Source organism: Leclercia sp. UBA2479 (assembly GCF_002341985.1).
Taxonomy (GTDB): domain Bacteria; phylum Pseudomonadota; class Gammaproteobacteria; order Enterobacterales; family Enterobacteriaceae; genus Enterobacter; species Enterobacter pneumoniae.
Window position 1 is genome coordinate 493,285 of sequence record NZ_DDPB01000006.1, and the last position, 14,806, is coordinate 508,090.

The 14,806-nt window shown below is 54.7% G+C and carries 15 protein-coding genes; 6 read left to right on the forward strand and 9 right to left on the reverse strand.

The window, feature by feature from the left end; translation table 11 throughout:
• Positions 1-86: 86 nt before the first annotated feature.
• The 3 genes from secM to mutT are packed head-to-tail and all read left to right on the forward strand — an operon-like array spanning position 87 to position 3,803.
• On the forward strand, positions 87-587 hold the full coding sequence (gene secM / locus B3B59_RS07245; protein WP_212477213.1) for a secA translation cis-regulator SecM: 501 nt from the start codon (positions 87-89) through the stop codon (positions 585-587).
• Positions 588-647: 60 nt separating this feature from the next.
• A complete protein-coding gene (gene secA / locus B3B59_RS07250; protein WP_040077158.1) occupies positions 648-3,353 on the forward strand; it encodes a preprotein translocase subunit SecA in 2,706 nt (901 codons plus the stop codon).
• 57 nt (positions 3,354-3,410) lie between these two features.
• A complete protein-coding gene (gene mutT, locus B3B59_RS07255; protein WP_207292999.1) occupies positions 3,411-3,803 on the forward strand; it encodes an 8-oxo-dGTP diphosphatase MutT in 393 nt (130 codons plus the stop codon).
• A 34-nt stretch (positions 3,804-3,837) separates the two neighbouring features.
• Here the strand turns inward: mutT and yacG are convergent, their stop codons facing one another.
• The 3 genes from yacG to coaE are packed head-to-tail and all read right to left on the reverse strand — an operon-like array spanning position 3,838 to position 5,405.
• The gene (gene yacG, locus B3B59_RS07260; protein ID WP_286808528.1) at positions 3,838-4,032 is read right to left on the reverse strand and encodes a DNA gyrase inhibitor YacG; all 195 of its coding nucleotides are present in this window, start codon (positions 4,030-4,032) and stop codon (positions 3,838-3,840) included.
• Between the two features lie 9 nt (positions 4,033-4,041).
• Positions 4,042-4,785: a cell division protein ZapD gene (gene zapD / locus B3B59_RS07265; protein WP_040077155.1), complete on the reverse strand. Its 744-nt coding sequence runs from the start codon at positions 4,783-4,785 to the stop codon at positions 4,042-4,044.
• On the reverse strand, positions 4,785-5,405 hold the full coding sequence (gene coaE, locus B3B59_RS07270) for a dephospho-CoA kinase (RefSeq protein WP_040077154.1): 621 nt from the start codon (positions 5,403-5,405) through the stop codon (positions 4,785-4,787). Before coaE ends, zapD begins: the two co-directional genes overlap by 1 nt.
• A gap of 227 nt (positions 5,406-5,632) precedes the next feature.
• Between coaE and B3B59_RS07275 the strand changes: the two genes are divergently transcribed.
• Positions 5,633-6,676: a GMP reductase gene (locus tag B3B59_RS07275; RefSeq protein ID WP_040077152.1), complete on the forward strand. Its 1,044-nt coding sequence runs from the start codon at positions 5,633-5,635 to the stop codon at positions 6,674-6,676.
• A 31-nt stretch (positions 6,677-6,707) separates the two neighbouring features.
• On the opposite strand, the gene hofC is transcribed toward B3B59_RS07275, so the two are convergent.
• From hofC to nadC, 4 genes are all read right to left on the reverse strand, one after another.
• Positions 6,708-7,907 carry a protein transport protein HofC gene (gene hofC / locus B3B59_RS07280; RefSeq protein WP_286808529.1) on the reverse strand — a complete coding sequence of 400 codons (1,200 nt, stop codon included), beginning with the start codon at positions 7,905-7,907 and terminating at the stop codon, positions 6,708-6,710.
• A complete protein-coding gene (gene gspE / locus B3B59_RS07285; protein WP_286808531.1) occupies positions 7,897-9,282 on the reverse strand; it encodes a type II secretion system protein GspE in 1,386 nt (461 codons plus the stop codon). Before gspE ends, hofC begins: the two co-directional genes overlap by 11 nt.
• Positions 9,272-9,730, reverse strand: a complete 459-nt coding sequence (gene ppdD, locus B3B59_RS07290; protein WP_040077149.1) for a prepilin peptidase-dependent pilin — start codon at positions 9,728-9,730, stop codon at positions 9,272-9,274. Before ppdD ends, gspE begins: the two co-directional genes overlap by 11 nt.
• Before the next feature lie 192 nt (positions 9,731-9,922).
• Positions 9,923-10,816, reverse strand: coding sequence for a carboxylating nicotinate-nucleotide diphosphorylase (gene nadC / locus B3B59_RS07295; RefSeq protein ID WP_046884976.1), 894 nt, complete (start codon positions 10,814-10,816; stop codon positions 9,923-9,925).
• Positions 10,817-10,903: 87 nt separating this feature from the next.
• Between nadC and ampD the strand changes: the two genes are divergently transcribed.
• Entirely contained in the window at positions 10,904-11,467 is a 564-nt protein-coding gene (gene ampD / locus B3B59_RS07300) for a 1,6-anhydro-N-acetylmuramyl-L-alanine amidase AmpD (protein WP_040077146.1), read from the forward strand.
• On the forward strand, positions 11,464-12,318 hold the full coding sequence (ampE, locus tag B3B59_RS07305) for a beta-lactamase regulator AmpE (protein ID WP_040077145.1): 855 nt from the start codon (positions 11,464-11,466) through the stop codon (positions 12,316-12,318). Before ampD ends, ampE begins: the two co-directional genes overlap by 4 nt.
• Before the next feature lie 18 nt (positions 12,319-12,336).
• On the opposite strand, the gene B3B59_RS07310 is transcribed toward ampE, so the two are convergent.
• The gene (locus B3B59_RS07310) at positions 12,337-13,287 is read right to left on the reverse strand and encodes a family 43 glycosylhydrolase (RefSeq protein WP_286808533.1); all 951 of its coding nucleotides are present in this window, start codon (positions 13,285-13,287) and stop codon (positions 12,337-12,339) included.
• A 10-nt stretch (positions 13,288-13,297) separates the two neighbouring features.
• The gene (locus B3B59_RS07315; RefSeq protein WP_046884975.1) at positions 13,298-14,695 is read right to left on the reverse strand and encodes a glycoside-pentoside-hexuronide (GPH):cation symporter; all 1,398 of its coding nucleotides are present in this window, start codon (positions 14,693-14,695) and stop codon (positions 13,298-13,300) included.
• Positions 14,696-14,806 lie beyond the last annotated feature (111 nt).

Genomic DNA, 14,806 nt, shown 5'->3' on the forward strand with positions numbered 1-14,806 from the left:
GTATGGCCTTTAGTGGTAATATCTGGACGCGAAAATAAACAAAATCAAATTGTGAGCCTTGTGGCTCTCTTATTGTGGTGGGGCAATTGAGCGGAATTCTGACGCGCTGGCGACAATTTGGCAGACGTTACTTCTGGCCGCATCTCCTGTTGGGGATGGTCGCGGCGAGTCTCGGTTTGCCTGCGCTCAGCAACAGCGCTGAGGCATCGACGCCGGCGAAGACGTCCGCCACCCATGATTTCACCACCCGCGTTAATTTCACCAATCTTGCGCTGCTGGAAGCGAACCGCCGTACCAATTTCACGGTGGATTACTGGCACCAGCATGCGATTCGTACCGTCATTCGTCATCTCTCATTTGCGATGGCGCCGCAGGCGCTGCCTGCCATCGAAGAGTCGCTGCCAGTACAGGCGCACCATCTGGCGCTGCTTGATACGCTCAACACGCTGCTAACGCAGCAGAGTAAACCGCTGGCTACCCTGCCTCAGCCTGCGGTTATCTCCTTAGCCCCGGAATCGACCTTCTTTGTATCCGCCTGGATAAGCCAGGTGCAGGGTATCCGCGCCGGGCCTCAACATCTCAGTTAAATTAATCGTTTTTTAATCACTTAATTTATCTATCCTGACCGGGATGTTTGAGATTTTATTATGCTAATCAAATTATTAACTAAAGTTTTTGGTAGTCGTAACGATCGTACCCTGCGCCGCATGCGTAAAGCTGTCACCGTCATCAATGGCCTTGAGCCAGAAATGGAAAAACTGTCCGATGACGAGCTGAAAGCGAAGACCGCTGAATTCCGCGCGCGTCTTGAAAAAGGCGAGACCGTAGAAAGCCTGATCCCTGAAGCATTTGCTGTGGTACGTGAGGCGAGTAAGCGCGTATTTGGGATGCGTCACTTCGACGTGCAACTGTTGGGTGGTATGGTCCTGAACGATCGCTGCATCGCAGAGATGCGTACCGGTGAAGGTAAAACCCTGACCGCAACGCTGCCGGCGTACCTGAACGCGCTCTCCGGTAAAGGCGTTCACGTAGTAACCGTCAACGACTATCTGGCGCAGCGTGACGCCGAAAACAACCGTCCCCTGTTCGAATTCTTAGGCATGACCGTAGGCATCAACATGTCTGGTCTGCCAGCACCCGCCAAGCGTGAAGCGTATAACGCCGACATCACTTACGGGACCAACAACGAATACGGCTTCGACTACCTGCGTGACAACATGGCGTTCAGCCCGGAAGAGCGCGTACAGCGTAAACTGCACTATGCGCTGGTGGATGAAGTTGACTCCATTCTCATCGATGAAGCACGTACGCCACTGATCATCTCCGGTCCGGCGGAAGACAGCTCTGAAATGTACCGCAAAGTCGACAAAATCATCCCACATCTGATTCGTCAGGAAAAAGAGGACTCGGATACCTTCCAGGGTGAAGGCCACTTCTCTGTGGATGAAAAAGCGCGTCAGGTTAACCTGACCGAACGCGGCCTGGTGCAAATTGAAGAGCTGCTGGTTGCGCAGGGCATTATGGACGAGGGTGAGTCACTCTACTCCCCGACCAATATCATGCTCATGCACCACGTCACCGCTGCGCTGCGTGCACACGTCCTGTTTACCCGCGACGTTGATTACATTGTGAAAGACGGCGAAGTGATCATCGTTGATGAGCACACTGGCCGTACCATGCAGGGCCGCCGCTGGTCCGACGGTTTGCATCAGGCTGTCGAAGCCAAAGAGGGCGTCGACATCCAGAATGAAAACCAGACGCTGGCGTCTATTACCTTCCAGAACTACTTCCGTCTGTACGAGAAGCTGGCAGGCATGACCGGTACGGCAGATACTGAAGCCTTCGAATTCAGCTCTATCTATAAGCTGGATACCGTTGTGGTGCCGACCAACCGTCCGATGATCCGTAAGGACATGCCGGATCTGGTCTATATGACCGAAGCAGAAAAAATTCAGGCCATCATTGAAGATATTCGCGATCGTACCGCTGCCGGTCAACCGGTGCTGGTAGGTACGATTTCCATCGAAAAATCGGAAGTGGTCTCGAATGAACTGACGAAAGCAGGTATCAAGCACAACGTACTGAACGCCAAATTCCACGCGAAAGAGGCAGATATCGTTGCGCAGGCGGGTTATCCCTCTGCCGTGACCATCGCCACCAACATGGCAGGCCGTGGTACAGATATCATGCTGGGTGGTAGCTGGCAGGCTGAAGTGGCCGAGCTGGAAAATCCAACTCCGGAGCAGATTGCTCAGATCAAAGCCGAGTGGCAGGTGCGTCACGACGCAGTGCTGGCCGCAGGTGGCTTGCATATTATCGGCACGGAACGTCACGAATCACGTCGTATCGATAACCAGCTGCGTGGCCGTGCGGGTCGTCAGGGTGATGCCGGTTCTTCTCGCTTCTACCTGTCTATGGAAGATGCCCTGATGCGTATCTTCGCCTCCGACCGCGTTTCCGGCATGATGCGTAAGCTGGGGATGAAGCCGGGCGAAGCCATCGAGCACCCATGGGTGACCAAAGCGATTGCCAACGCACAGCGTAAAGTAGAAAGCCGCAACTTCGATATTCGTAAACAGCTGCTGGAATACGATGATGTAGCGAACGACCAGCGTCGTGCGATCTACACCCAGCGTAACGAACTGCTGGACGTGTCTGATGTGAGCGAAACCATCGACAGCATCCGCGAAGACGTCTTCAAAGCGACTATCGACGGACATATTCCTCCGCAGTCCCTGGAAGAGATGTGGGACGTGGAAGGGCTGCAGGAGCGCCTGAAAAACGACTTCGATCTCGACCTGCCGATTAAAGAGTGGCTGGATAAAGAGCCAGAGCTGCATGAAGAGACGTTGCGTGAACGCATCTTCGCTTCTGCGGTAGAAGTCTATAAACGCAAAGAAGAGGTTGTGGGTGCAGAGATGATGCGCCACTTCGAAAAAGGCGTAATGCTGCAGACGCTGGACTCTCTGTGGAAAGAGCACCTGGCTGCGATGGATTATCTGCGTCAGGGTATCCACCTGCGTGGCTATGCGCAGAAAGATCCTAAGCAGGAGTACAAGCGTGAATCCTTTGCGATGTTCGCCGCCATGCTGGAGTCACTCAAATATGAAGTGATCAGCACCCTGAGCAAAGTTCAGGTCCGTATGCCGGAAGAGGTGGAAGCAATGGAGCAGCAGCGTCGTGAAGAAGCCGAGCGTCTGGCTCAGATGCAGCAGCTGAGCCACCAGACGGATGACAGCGAGGCTGCAGCCGCCATTGCCGCGCAGAGTGGGGATCGCAAAGTGGGTCGTAATGATCCTTGCCCATGTGGTTCGGGTAAAAAATATAAGGCGTGCCACGGTCGCCTGAGCTAAGTGATGAACTGACTAAAAAGGCGCAGCGTTCTGCGCCTTTTTTATAGGTGTAATTCGATGAAAGTATTGAATATCTCGACCGGTATTATCCGTAACGCGAAACAGCAAATTTTTATCACTCAGCGTGCCGCCGATGCCCATATGGCCAACAAGTGGGAATTTCCGGGCGGTAAGATTGAAGCGGGCGAAAGTGCAGAGCAGGCGCTGGTGCGTGAATTACAGGAAGAGGTTGGCATCACTCCTCAGGGTGCGACGCTTTATGAAAAACTGGAGTACCAGTTTCCCGATCGCCATATCACTCTGTGGTTCTGGCTGGTGGAGAGCTGGGACGGTGAGCCGTGGGGCAAGGAGGGGCAGCCAGGGAGCTGGGTTGCGCAAAGTGAGCTGGATGCGGAGAAGTTCCCACCTGCGAATGAGCCGGTGATTTCACGCCTGAAACGGGGCCAGTGAGTCTGCCGGACTATGCGCCGGCAGGCTTTGCGTCTTAGCGCTGTTCTTCGCTCCAGTCATCGCTGTCTGAGAGATCGCCCGCGCTGGGAATACGTTTCTCTTCGGCAGCCCATTCACCCAGATCAATAAGCTGACAACGCTTGCAACAAAATGGGCGAAACGGACTTTGCTCGCTCCAGACCACGGTTTTACCGCAGGTCGGGCAGTTTACTGTCGTAACATCAGACATCTTTACTCCTTAACAACACGCCAGCTCGAAATCGAGACGTTCTGGCACCACGCCATGTTCGCTATCTAACGGCATAAAACGGATCGCAAAACGGCTTTTATGGCCTGAAATCTGCGGGTAGAGCTGCTCGTCCAGCGCCAGATTCAGACGCAGCAGGTCGGCATCTTCTCCATTATCCTGGTAAAAACCATTCAGACTGGTCTGTTTACGGAACTGCGCCGAGTTGCGAATCAAATCCAGAATTAAGGATAAGGCCTGAATAAGCGGCTCCAGGCTCTGAAGCCAACTCTGGACCTGCGCATCACGTTGCGCCTGGGGCATATGCAGCCAAATGTGCAGGGTGGGTAAATCAAAACTACAGCAGCCACCCGGGATGCTCAAACGCTGACGTACCAGCGCAATCAGGCGATCTTCACGCAAGAACTGGCCAATACGCGGCGCACTCATCAGTATTCCGCTGCTGTTTTTTAGCTGCTGACGCAGCGCGTCGATACGACTGTTATCTACTCCAGGGACTTCAGCCCATGCCTGCAGTTTGCGATGCTGGCGCTCCAGCTCTTTTAACAGCTCCGTACGGACTTCACCGCGCTCTAACACATCCAGCAGATCGCCAACATTGCGAAAGAAGTGCAGGGCTGAGGTGTGGTTATTAACCGGAAGAGAATTTGACAGCTGCTGGACTAAAAACTCGATGCGCAACCAGGTACGCATTTTTTCATTGAGCGGATGCTCAAACAGAATGTGGGTGTGCATTATGGCTTTTCCTGTGAATCGGCCTGCGCTGCAAGTTGCAGGTATTGTGCATGCAGGCGGGCAACAGCGGATGCAATGGCATCCGGTGCGCCGTCATTATTAATAACATCATCCGCGACGGCAAGGCGTGCTTCACGCGTGGCCTGCGCGGCCAGAATAGTTTCCGCATGATGGCGCGCAACGTTATCACGCGCCATGGTGCGCTGAATTTGGGTCTCCTGAGAGACGTCGACCACCAGAATCCGATCGGCTTTATCGTGCAGACGATTCTCCACCAGCAGGGGGACCACCCACATTACGTAAGGTGAGGTTGCTGCAGCAATCTGCCGTTGAGTCTCTTGCTGAATTAAGGGGTGGAGGAGGGCGTTGAGCCAGGCTTTTTCATCGGGATGAGAGAAGATACGCTCGCGCAGCATGCGACGATTTAACGTGCCATCCGGCGCAATAAGCTGGCTACCAAAATGTTCGGCAATGGCCTGAAGTGCGGGTGTATTGGGTTCTACCACCTGACGGGCAATAATATCGGCGTCAATTATCGTGACACCCAGATGAGAGAAGGCGTCAGCAACAGTGCTTTTGCCACTGCCAATGCCCCCCGTTAACGCAACGATGTACCCCATTAAACAAAATCCTGGGAATTATTCATTATTAAAATCAATTGCTTAAAATTTAATCATTCAGCAATCAAGGTTTAGCCCTGTTTACTTACTTTTGAGCAGGTAAATTTATAGGATTGTAGCGTAAAAAAAGAGAATTTCGCAGTCTTGCGCAGCCAGTATTAGTGCGTATGATAGCGTCACTGGAGTTGTGAGTTTCGTTTTTCGCCATTGACCCCAGGAATCCGCTAATGCGTATCGAAGAAGATCTGAAGTTAGGTTTTAAAGACGTTCTTATCCGCCCTAAACGCTCTACCCTCAAGAGCCGCTCAGACGTTGAACTCGAACGTCAATTCACCTTCAAACATTCCGGTCAGACCTGGTCTGGTGTGCCAATTATCGCCGCCAACATGGATACCGTGGGTACTTTTGCAATGGCGACTGCACTGGCAAGCTTCGACATTCTGACCGCGGTGCATAAGCATTACAGCGTGGAAGAGTGGAGTGCGTTCGCCAGCGCCGCTTCCGAGAACGTGCTGAAGCACGTCATGGTTTCTACCGGCACCTCTGATGCCGATTTCGAGAAAACCAAACAGATCCTTACCGCTAACCCGGCCCTGAACTTTGTCTGTATCGATGTGGCTAACGGTTACTCCGAACACTTCGTACAGTTCGTTAGTAAGGCGCGCGAAGCCTGGCCAACGAAGACCATTATCGCGGGCAACGTGGTAACCGGCGAAATGTGTGAAGAGCTGATTCTTTCTGGCGCTGACATCGTAAAAGTTGGTATCGGTCCGGGCTCCGTCTGCACCACTCGCGTCAAAACCGGTGTCGGCTATCCCCAACTCTCTGCAGTCATTGAGTGTGCCGATGCGGCGCATGGCCTGGGCGGGCAAATCATCAGCGATGGCGGCTGCACCACACCCGGTGACGTGGCTAAAGCGTTCGGCGGCGGCGCAGATTTCGTGATGCTGGGTGGGATGCTGGCAGGGCATGAAGAGAGCGGCGGCAACATCGTTGAAGAGAATGGCGAGAAATTCATGCTCTTCTACGGCATGAGTTCCGAATCCGCCATGACCCGACACGTCGGCGGTGTGGCGAAATACCGCGCCGCTGAAGGAAAAACCGTGAAGCTGCCTCTGCGTGGCCCGGTGGATCACACCGCACGCGACATTCTGGGCGGCCTGCGTTCAGCTTGTACCTACGTGGGTGCATCTCGCCTGAAAGAGCTGACTAAGCGCACGACCTTTATCCGCGTTCAGGAACAGGAAAACCGCGTTTTCAATAGCCTGTAATCCTTCTCGCTGGCGCCTCAGCGCGCCAGCGTTATCCCCCGCTCATCGCATCCCCCAAATGAAATATAGGCAAGTACATCGCCACCACCAGCGTGCCAATAATGACGCCCGTCACAATCAACAGGAGTGGTTCCAGCAGAGACGCGAGGTCATCCGCGTGTTGAAAGGTCTGTGCATTATGATGCTGCGCCAGGTTATAGAGCATGGTATCCAGTGCGCCAGAAACTTCGCCGGTGCGAACCAGTTGAATGCAGAGTGGCGTGAACAGGCCGGCAGTGTTGAATGCTGACCAGATGGGCGAGCCCTGCATCACACGCTGGCGAATCGCCTGCAGTTTGTCGCGCCAGAATGGGCACTCCATCGTCTCTTCGGTGCTCTCCAGCCCCTGCAGAAAGGTGATGCCTGCCTGTTGGGTGAGTGACAGCACGGTAAATATTTGGCTAAGCTTTTGACCCCGCACAAGCGTACCGATCAGGGGGCACCTAAGGAGCAGGCGCATCGTCACGCTTTGCCATGGCGGGTGGCGACGCAGGCCCATCAGGCCTAAACCAGCAGCAACCAGCAGAACCAAAAAGACCCAACCCCAGCGTTGTAAAAACGCGGCTGCGGCCATCACGCCCTGCGTGAGTGCGGGTAAAGGTGTATTAAAGGTTTTGTAGATAGCAGCAAATTCGGGTAAGACCATCGTCACCATCGCCAGTACGACGGCGATGGCCAGCGAAAGGATGATAATCGGGTAGCGGAGTGCCTTTTTAACCTTTGCGCTGAGCTGCTGTTGCGTTTTTTGCTGAATAGCGAGCTGACGGCAACACTCATCGAGCTTACCGGTCAGTTCTCCGGTTTTCATCATTGAGATGTAGAGCGGCGGGAACACGCCAGGCCATTTCTTGAGCGTGTCGGAAAAGGGGCTACCCGCGCTGAGATCCTCGGCGACGCTCTGCAATAGCGCCTGCCAGTGTTTAACCGGATGTTGCTGTGCAAGTAGCTCCAGAGAGGCCGATAGCGTTAAACCTGCCTGTAGCAACGTAGCCAACTGATGGATGACCTCATAGCGATGCTGGGGCTGCCAGTGCGCCTGACGCAGCGTGCCGCGACGCAATGACAGCGGGAAAAGCGCCTTATCTTGCAGCTTTTGCCATGCACTTTCACGGTCAGGGGCCAGGATGGCCCCCTCTATGCTTACGCCCTGCTGATTAAGGGCGCGCCATCGCCACAGCTGTTCACTGGCCATGAGGTATTCCTAACACGCGCACCAGCTCCTCCAGCGTGGTTTTCCCTTCTTCCACGGCCATACAGCCATGTTCGAACAGCGTCATCATGCCTGCCTGACGTGCATGCGCTTCAATCTCTTCAACTGGCGCACCACGCGCAATGGCGAGGCGAAGATCGCTACTGATCGCCATCACTTCAAATATCGCCACCCGGCCATAAAAACCATGATAACAACGGTCACAGCCAGCGGGCAGCCAGTGCGGCAGCGGCCCTGGCCACAATGTGCCGGGCAGCGGCACTTCGCGCTCTGTTTGTTGGCGGCAATGAGGGCAGAGTCGTCGTACCAGGCGTTGCGCGATAACCAGCGATAACGCCGATGAGATCATCCAGCGCGCCACCCCCATCTGCTGCAAACGCACCAGCGTCTCTGCGGTTGAGTTGGTGTGCAGGGTGGAAAGCACCAGATGTCCGGTTTGAGCCGCATTCATAGCAATTTCCGCTGTTTCACCGTCACGGATTTCGCCCACCATAATGATATCCGGGTCTTGCCTAAGAAAAGCGCGCAGCACGCTCTGGAACGTCAATCCTGCCCGGGGATTGATCTGCGTCTGATTCAGCCCCTCCAGGGGAATTTCGATGGGATCCTCAACGCTGCAGATGTTCACTTCAGGCGCATTGCGCGCCTGAAGGGCACTGTATAGGGAGACTGTTTTCCCACTGCCGGTGGGGCCGGTCACCAGGATTAGCCCTTGTGGTTTCATCAACGCCTCACGAAAACAGTGCAACTGAGAAGAGGCCATCCCCAACTGGTCAAGCTGATGGGCTTGTTGTACCTGTTGAAGCAGGCGGAGTACGATTTTTTCGCCGCGACGGCAGGGCAGGGTGGCGATGCGAAATGACACCGGTGCGCCCGAGAGTTCAACCGTGAATTGCCCATCCTGCGGCAGCCGACGTTCGGCGATATCGAGATTGCCAAGCACCTTAAGTCGTGCCGTCAGGCTAGTACCCAGCGCCACGGAGAGGGGCTGCTGGGAATAGAGCACGCCATCAATGCGTAGCCGAATTTGCCAGCTCTCATCTGCAGGTTCGATATGAATATCCGAAGCGCGCTGTTCAAGGGCGTGACTCAGCGTACGGTTGAGGATCTCCACCGCCGAACGCCCGGTATCGGCCTGGACGGGAAGATGGGATTGCGAGGCCGCCTGCCGGTATTTCTCCATGCGTTCGGCACTCCAGCATTCAATATCGACGTTTTTTTGCGTTGCGAAGCGCAGTGCATCCAGCATCTCTGGCGCCGGTTGGCCCAGCACGGCAATGCTCAACCGTGCCTCGGTGCTGTTGAGGAGTAGCGCGTTATGGCGCTGACACAGCGCCATCAGTTTCTCAGGATTCATCTGCCTCTCCTGCTGGATCCGTAAAGCGGAACACATCTTCGCAGGCCTGCTTCAGGGCGCTGTCATCGCTGATCGTGCAAGTGCGAGTCCAGCCCGTAATGCCGTTGCCATTATCCCAGACTGGGGTCAGGGCTACGCTCAGGCCATTCAGACTCTCCTGACCCGTCAGGGTCACAGCACCATTGGCGACAGACATCGCAGAGACGTAGCGGGACGTCGCCGGAGAGGGGATACCATTCGCACCCGCGTCGCAGCTATCCGTTCCGCCATGATCCAGCGCGCAGAGTTCGACTGCGGTGCGGTAAGGAATAAAGGTTTGTAGCATGTCGGTGAGGGCCGCTTTTCGCAGATAGTTTTGATAAGCGGGGATGCCAATGGCGCTCAGTATCGCGATGATCCCTATGACCACCATCAGTTCAATTAGCGTAAATCCTTGTTGTCTGTTCATGTGTCGCTCCTGTGGTTAACTGGCGACACTGTGTCAGCCTGTTATCGTCAGGGCGAGCGACAAAAATGGTTTCGTGGAGGCGGCTTCAGAAGGTTATGACGCGCTTGCAGAGAGGAGATACAACGCTGCGAGAAGGATCGTAAAAAGGGGCGGAGAAAAGCCCGACCGGAGCGCCGGCCGGGTGAGCGGGAACTATTTAAAACGCATCGACAGGTCGAGCGCGCGTACGTGCTTGGTCAGCGCTCCGACGGAGATATAGTCAACGCCTGTCTGGGCGAACTCACGGATTGTTTCATGCGTGACGTTGCCCGAGACCTCCAGGCGAGCCTGGCCCTGGGTACGCTTCACCGCTTCACGCATCTGATCGGTCGTGAAGTTATCCAGCATGATGATATCGGCCCCGGCTTTCAGCGCCTCTTCCAGTTCATCCAGGCTTTCTACCTCCACTTCTACCGGCACATCCGGATGCAGCCAGAAGGCTTTCTCTACCGCCTGGCGTACGGAGCCAGAGGCGATAATGTGGTTTTCTTTAATCAGAAACGCATCGGATAACCCTAAGCGATGGTTCGCTCCACCACCGCAGATGACGGCGTATTTCAGCGCCGTGCGCAGGCCTGGTAGAGTTTTACGGGTGTCCAGTAGCTGAGTATGCGTACCTTCCAGTAAGGCCACGTAACGGTGTACTTCGCTGGCCACGCCTGACAGGGTTTGCACAAAATTGAGTGCGGTGCGTTCACCCGTCAGCAATACGCGGGAAGGGCCATTGAGTTCAAACAGCGGCTGATTTTCGGTCACGCTATCGCCATCCGCAACATGCCAGGTAACCTGCACCTCATCTCCCGCCAGCTGGGTAAAGACCTCTTCTACCCAGCGTTTACCACAGAAGATCCCCGCTTCACGGGTGATCACCACCGCGTGAGAGTGCGCTTCTTTTGGCAAAAGCAGAGCAGTGATGTCGTTGTCGGCGTTAACATCGCCTCCCAGATCTTCGCGCAGGGCGTGCGCGACACTTGCCGGTATATCCAGATTAATACGTTCCAGAAGTGCGTCACGTCTCTGGTCGGGGTTGTAGCGGCGAGGCGGCATGATAAAACTCCAAATTGGTAACGAATCATAAGATTGAAACATGCTACTCTGAACCGGGTATCAGCACCATAAATAAGGAGAGCCCGCATGCAGTTGGAACATGGATGGCTGGTGGATGCACGGCGTGTGCCCTCGCCACACCACGATTGCCGCCCTGAAGAGGTCACCCCCTCGCTGTTGGTGGTGCATAACATCAGTCTGCCACCGGGGGAGTTCGGGGGCCCATGGATTGACGCGCTCTTTACCGGAACGATAGATCCCAACGCGCACCCCTTCTTTGCGGAAATCGCGCATTTGCGGGTTTCTGCCCACTGCCTGATTCGCCGTGATGGCGAAATCGTCCAGTATGTTCCTTTTGACAAGCGAGCCTGGCATGCGGGCGTATCGACTTATCAAGGGCGAGAACGCTGTAATGATTTCTCCATCGGAATAGAGCTGGAAGGCACAGATGTGCTGCCCTATACCGATGCGCAATATCATGCGCTGGTTGCGATAACCCGCCTGTTGATCGCGTGCTATCCGGAAATGGCTAACCACATTACCGGGCATAGTGATATCGCACCGGTAAGAAAAACCGATCCCGGCCCGGCCTTTGACTGGAGCCGATTCCACGCCATGCTTAACGCTTCGTCAGACAAGGAGATGACATGACGTTGTTCACCATACTGCTGGTTATGATCGCTGAGCGCTTATTTAAGCTGGGCGAACACTGGCAACTGGATCACCGGTCGGAGATCTTTTTCCGTCGGATTAAACATTTCTCGTTACTGCGTACGTTAATAATGACCGCCGGCGTCATGTTGGTGGTCTTCTTGCTGTTACGCGCCTTACACGGCCTCTTTTTTAACGTCCCTTTGCTGGTGGTCTGGATTTTGCTCGGCGTGCTCTGTATTGGTGCCGGGAAAGTGCGTTTGCACTACCACGCTTACCTGAAAGCGGCTGCGCGCAACGACAGCCACGCCCGGGGTGCCATGGCCAGCGAGTTAACTCTTATTCACGGTGTGCCGCCTGACTGCGACGAGCGGGAGTTTCTGCGCGAGCTGCAAAATGCCTTGCTGTGGATTAACTACCGTTTCTATCTGGCGCCGCTGTTCTGGTTTGTGGTTGGCGGCCCGTGGGGCCCGGTGCTGCTGATGGGCTATGCGTTTTTACGCGCCTGGCAGAGCTGGCTGGCGCGCTACCTGACACCACACGAACGACTGCAATCAGGCATTGATGCCATTCTGCATGTGCTGGACTGGCTGCCGGTGCGCCTGGTCGGTGTAGTCTATGCCTTGATTGGTCATGGTGAAAAAGCGTTACCTGCCTGGTTTGCGTCGCTCGGGGATCGCCGCACCTCGCAATATCAGGTTCTGACCCGACTTGCGCAGTTCTCGCTGGCGCGCGAGCCGCATACCGACAAAATCGCCACGCCAAAAGCTGCCGTGTCGATGGCCAAGAAAACCTCGTTTGTTATCGTGGTGATTGTGGCGCTGCTAACGATTTACGGCACGCTGATCTAAACCCGCGTGCCGTAACTGTTACTCGCTATCTGCAGGCGGGATGCCGAAATCTGGCATCCCGTTTTCGTTCCAGTGAACTAACTTCAGGCGGGTATGGCGGTTGGGATCGTAAAGCGGGTCGCCTTCTATCTCGGTATAGTTGCGCGCATGATAGACCAGCACATCTTCCCCATCAGCCGTCTGCGTGAAGCTATTATGCCCCGGGCCGTACTGACGGTTTTCATAGCTGGTGGTGAAGACCGGCTGCGGCGATTTGTGCCAGTTCGCCGGATTACGCGGGTCGGCATCTTTCTCGATCCACAGCAGGCCCATACAGTAATTTTCATCGGTCGCGCTGGCGGAGTAACTGATAAACAGACGATTACCATGGCTTAAGATAGCCGGCCCTTCGTTCACCAAAAAGCCCCGGCACTCCCAGTCGAATTCCGGTTTGCTTAGCAGAACGGGTTCGCCTTTCAGCGTCCAGGGATTCTCCATTTCGCACAGATAAAGATTGGAGTTTCCGGCAATATCCGGTGCTTTCTGCGCCCATAAATACCAGCGTTTGCCCTGATGAATAAAGGTGGTGGCATCCAGGGCAAACGTATCGTACTGCGTCTTAATCTGCCCTTTCTCCACCCACGTACCGGTGAGCGGATCGCTGTCGCTACACTCCAGCGCGTACATTCGATGCTGGAACATCCCGAGCTCATCCAGCGCCTGGGTATGGGCGGCGGCAAAGTAGATATACCACTTGCCGTCTATCGCATGCAGCTCGGGCGCCCAGATGAGATTACCCATCGGGCCGCTGTCCGGTTTATGCCAGACCACCACCTCTTGCGCATCACGCAGGCCTTCCAGGGTATCGGCGCGGCGAATCGCCAGCCGGTTGTACTCCGGCACCGAGGCGATAAAGTAATACTGTTCCTCATGCCGGAGAATATAGGGATCGGCACGTTGCTCAATAAACGGGTTTGGCCAGTGACGCATTTCGCGCTCCTTATTTGGTCTCTGCGGCTTTCAAATCCTGATAGTCGCTCAGCTCTCGATAGTTGGTACGGCGTTTTTCCAGGTCCGCCTGAATCTGCTTCATGGTTTCACGGTCGACTTTCAGCAGACGAACCACACCTGCGGTAATCAGATACCCTACGCCCGGAATGACGGTAAAGAGCAGGACGATCCCGTTGATGGCGTCAGCGCTTTGCGCTTTGGCACCCGCATCGTAGCCATACCAGGAGAGCAGGAAACCGACCATCGCCCCGGCAATCGCCAGACCCAGCTTCAGGAAGAAGATGTTGCCGGAGAAGCTGATACCGGTAATACGTTTGCCGGTTTTCCACTCGCCGTAATCATCCACATCCGCCATCAGCGACCAGTGCAGTGGAGACGGGATCTGGTGCAGGATGTTCAGCAGGAAGTAGAGCACGATAATGGTCATCGTGGCTTTAGGGTCGAAGAAGTAGAAGGCGCAAGAGAATATCGCCAGCACGATATTGGTCCAGAAGAAGACTTTCAGTTTGCACCAGCGGTCAGTCAGCACTTTCGCCAGCATGCTGCCGATCATCATGCCCACCACGCCCAGGCTGATAAACAGGGTGGCGAAATGAGTGCTTTCACCCATAACCCAGGTGACGTAATACATGGTGGCGGCCATGCGGATAAAGCCCGGGCAGACGTTGCAGATGGTCAACAGCAGGATGCGCACCCACTGGTCGTTTTTCCATACGTCTTTAAGGTCGTTTTTGAGTTCATCGTTGGTCTGTACCGCAGGGCGTACTCGTTCGCGCACGGTAGAGAAGCTGAACAGGAACATACAGGTACCAATGAGCGCCAGCACCGTCATTGCCATCTGGTAGCCTTTCGCTTTGTTTTCTCCGCCGAACCAGTCAGCCATCGGCAGCAATGTCAGCGACAGCAGTAGCGTGGCAATACCGACCATGACAAAACGGTAAGACTGGCAGGCCACGCGCTCTTTAGGATCATTGGTGATCACGCCCCCGAGGGAGCAGTACGGAATATTGATGGCCGTATAGGTCAGTGACAGCAGGAAATAGGTGACAAACGCATAGATAACTTTGCTGTTATAGCTCCACTCTGGGGTGGTGAACATCAGAATGCTAAACAGCGCGTAAGGGAAGGCAATCCACAACAACCATGGACGAAAACGACCATATTTGCTGCGGGTTCGGTCGGCGATAGCCCCCATAATCGGATCGGTTATTGCATCGATGACGCGCACCGACAGCAGTAATACGCCGACCAGCGCAGGCGCCAGCCCGAAAATATCCGTATAAAAATAGTTAACAAACAACATTATGGCGCCGAAGATGATGTTACATCCCGCGTCACCCATCCCATAGCCGATCTTTTCTTTCACTGAAAGTTTATTGTTATCCATCGACATTTCTCCGCGTTACGATATGGAGAGAATTATTTGCTGCCAAAGCAATTTATGCGTTGCAGTATAAAGGCGCTGATATGGAAGAATGTGCTATGGATGAGAAAGTGT

Coding starts and splice junctions, on each gene's coding strand:
- B3B59_RS07310 (WP_286808533.1), bottom strand. CDS start 13,287: ATGCGTCACTGGCCAAACCCGTTTATTGAGCAACGTGCCGATCCCTAT.
- secA (WP_040077158.1), top strand. CDS start 648: ATGCTAATCAAATTATTAACTAAAGTTTTTGGTAGTCGTAACGATCGT.
- nadC (WP_046884976.1), bottom strand. CDS start 10,816: ATGCCGCCTCGCCGCTACAACCCCGACCAGAGACGTGACGCACTTCTG.
- hofC (WP_286808529.1), bottom strand. CDS start 7,907: ATGGCCAGTGAACAGCTGTGGCGATGGCGCGCCCTTAATCAGCAGGGC.
- ppdD (WP_040077149.1), bottom strand. CDS start 9,730: ATGAACAGACAACAAGGATTTACGCTAATTGAACTGATGGTGGTCATA.
- zapD (WP_040077155.1), bottom strand. CDS start 4,785: ATGCACACCCACATTCTGTTTGAGCATCCGCTCAATGAAAAAATGCGT.
- B3B59_RS07315 (WP_046884975.1), bottom strand. CDS start 14,695: ATGGATAACAATAAACTTTCAGTGAAAGAAAAGATCGGCTATGGGATG.
- gspE (WP_286808531.1), bottom strand. CDS start 9,282: ATGAATCCTGAGAAACTGATGGCGCTGTGTCAGCGCCATAACGCGCTA.
- coaE (WP_040077154.1), bottom strand. CDS start 5,405: ATGGGGTACATCGTTGCGTTAACGGGGGGCATTGGCAGTGGCAAAAGC.
- mutT (WP_207292999.1), top strand. CDS start 3,411: ATGAAAGTATTGAATATCTCGACCGGTATTATCCGTAACGCGAAACAG.
- ampE (WP_040077145.1), top strand. CDS start 11,464: ATGACGTTGTTCACCATACTGCTGGTTATGATCGCTGAGCGCTTATTT.
- B3B59_RS07275 (WP_040077152.1), top strand. CDS start 5,633: ATGCGTATCGAAGAAGATCTGAAGTTAGGTTTTAAAGACGTTCTTATC.
- yacG (WP_286808528.1), bottom strand. CDS start 4,032: ATGTCTGATGTTACGACAGTAAACTGCCCGACCTGCGGTAAAACCGTG.
- ampD (WP_040077146.1), top strand. CDS start 10,904: ATGCAGTTGGAACATGGATGGCTGGTGGATGCACGGCGTGTGCCCTCG.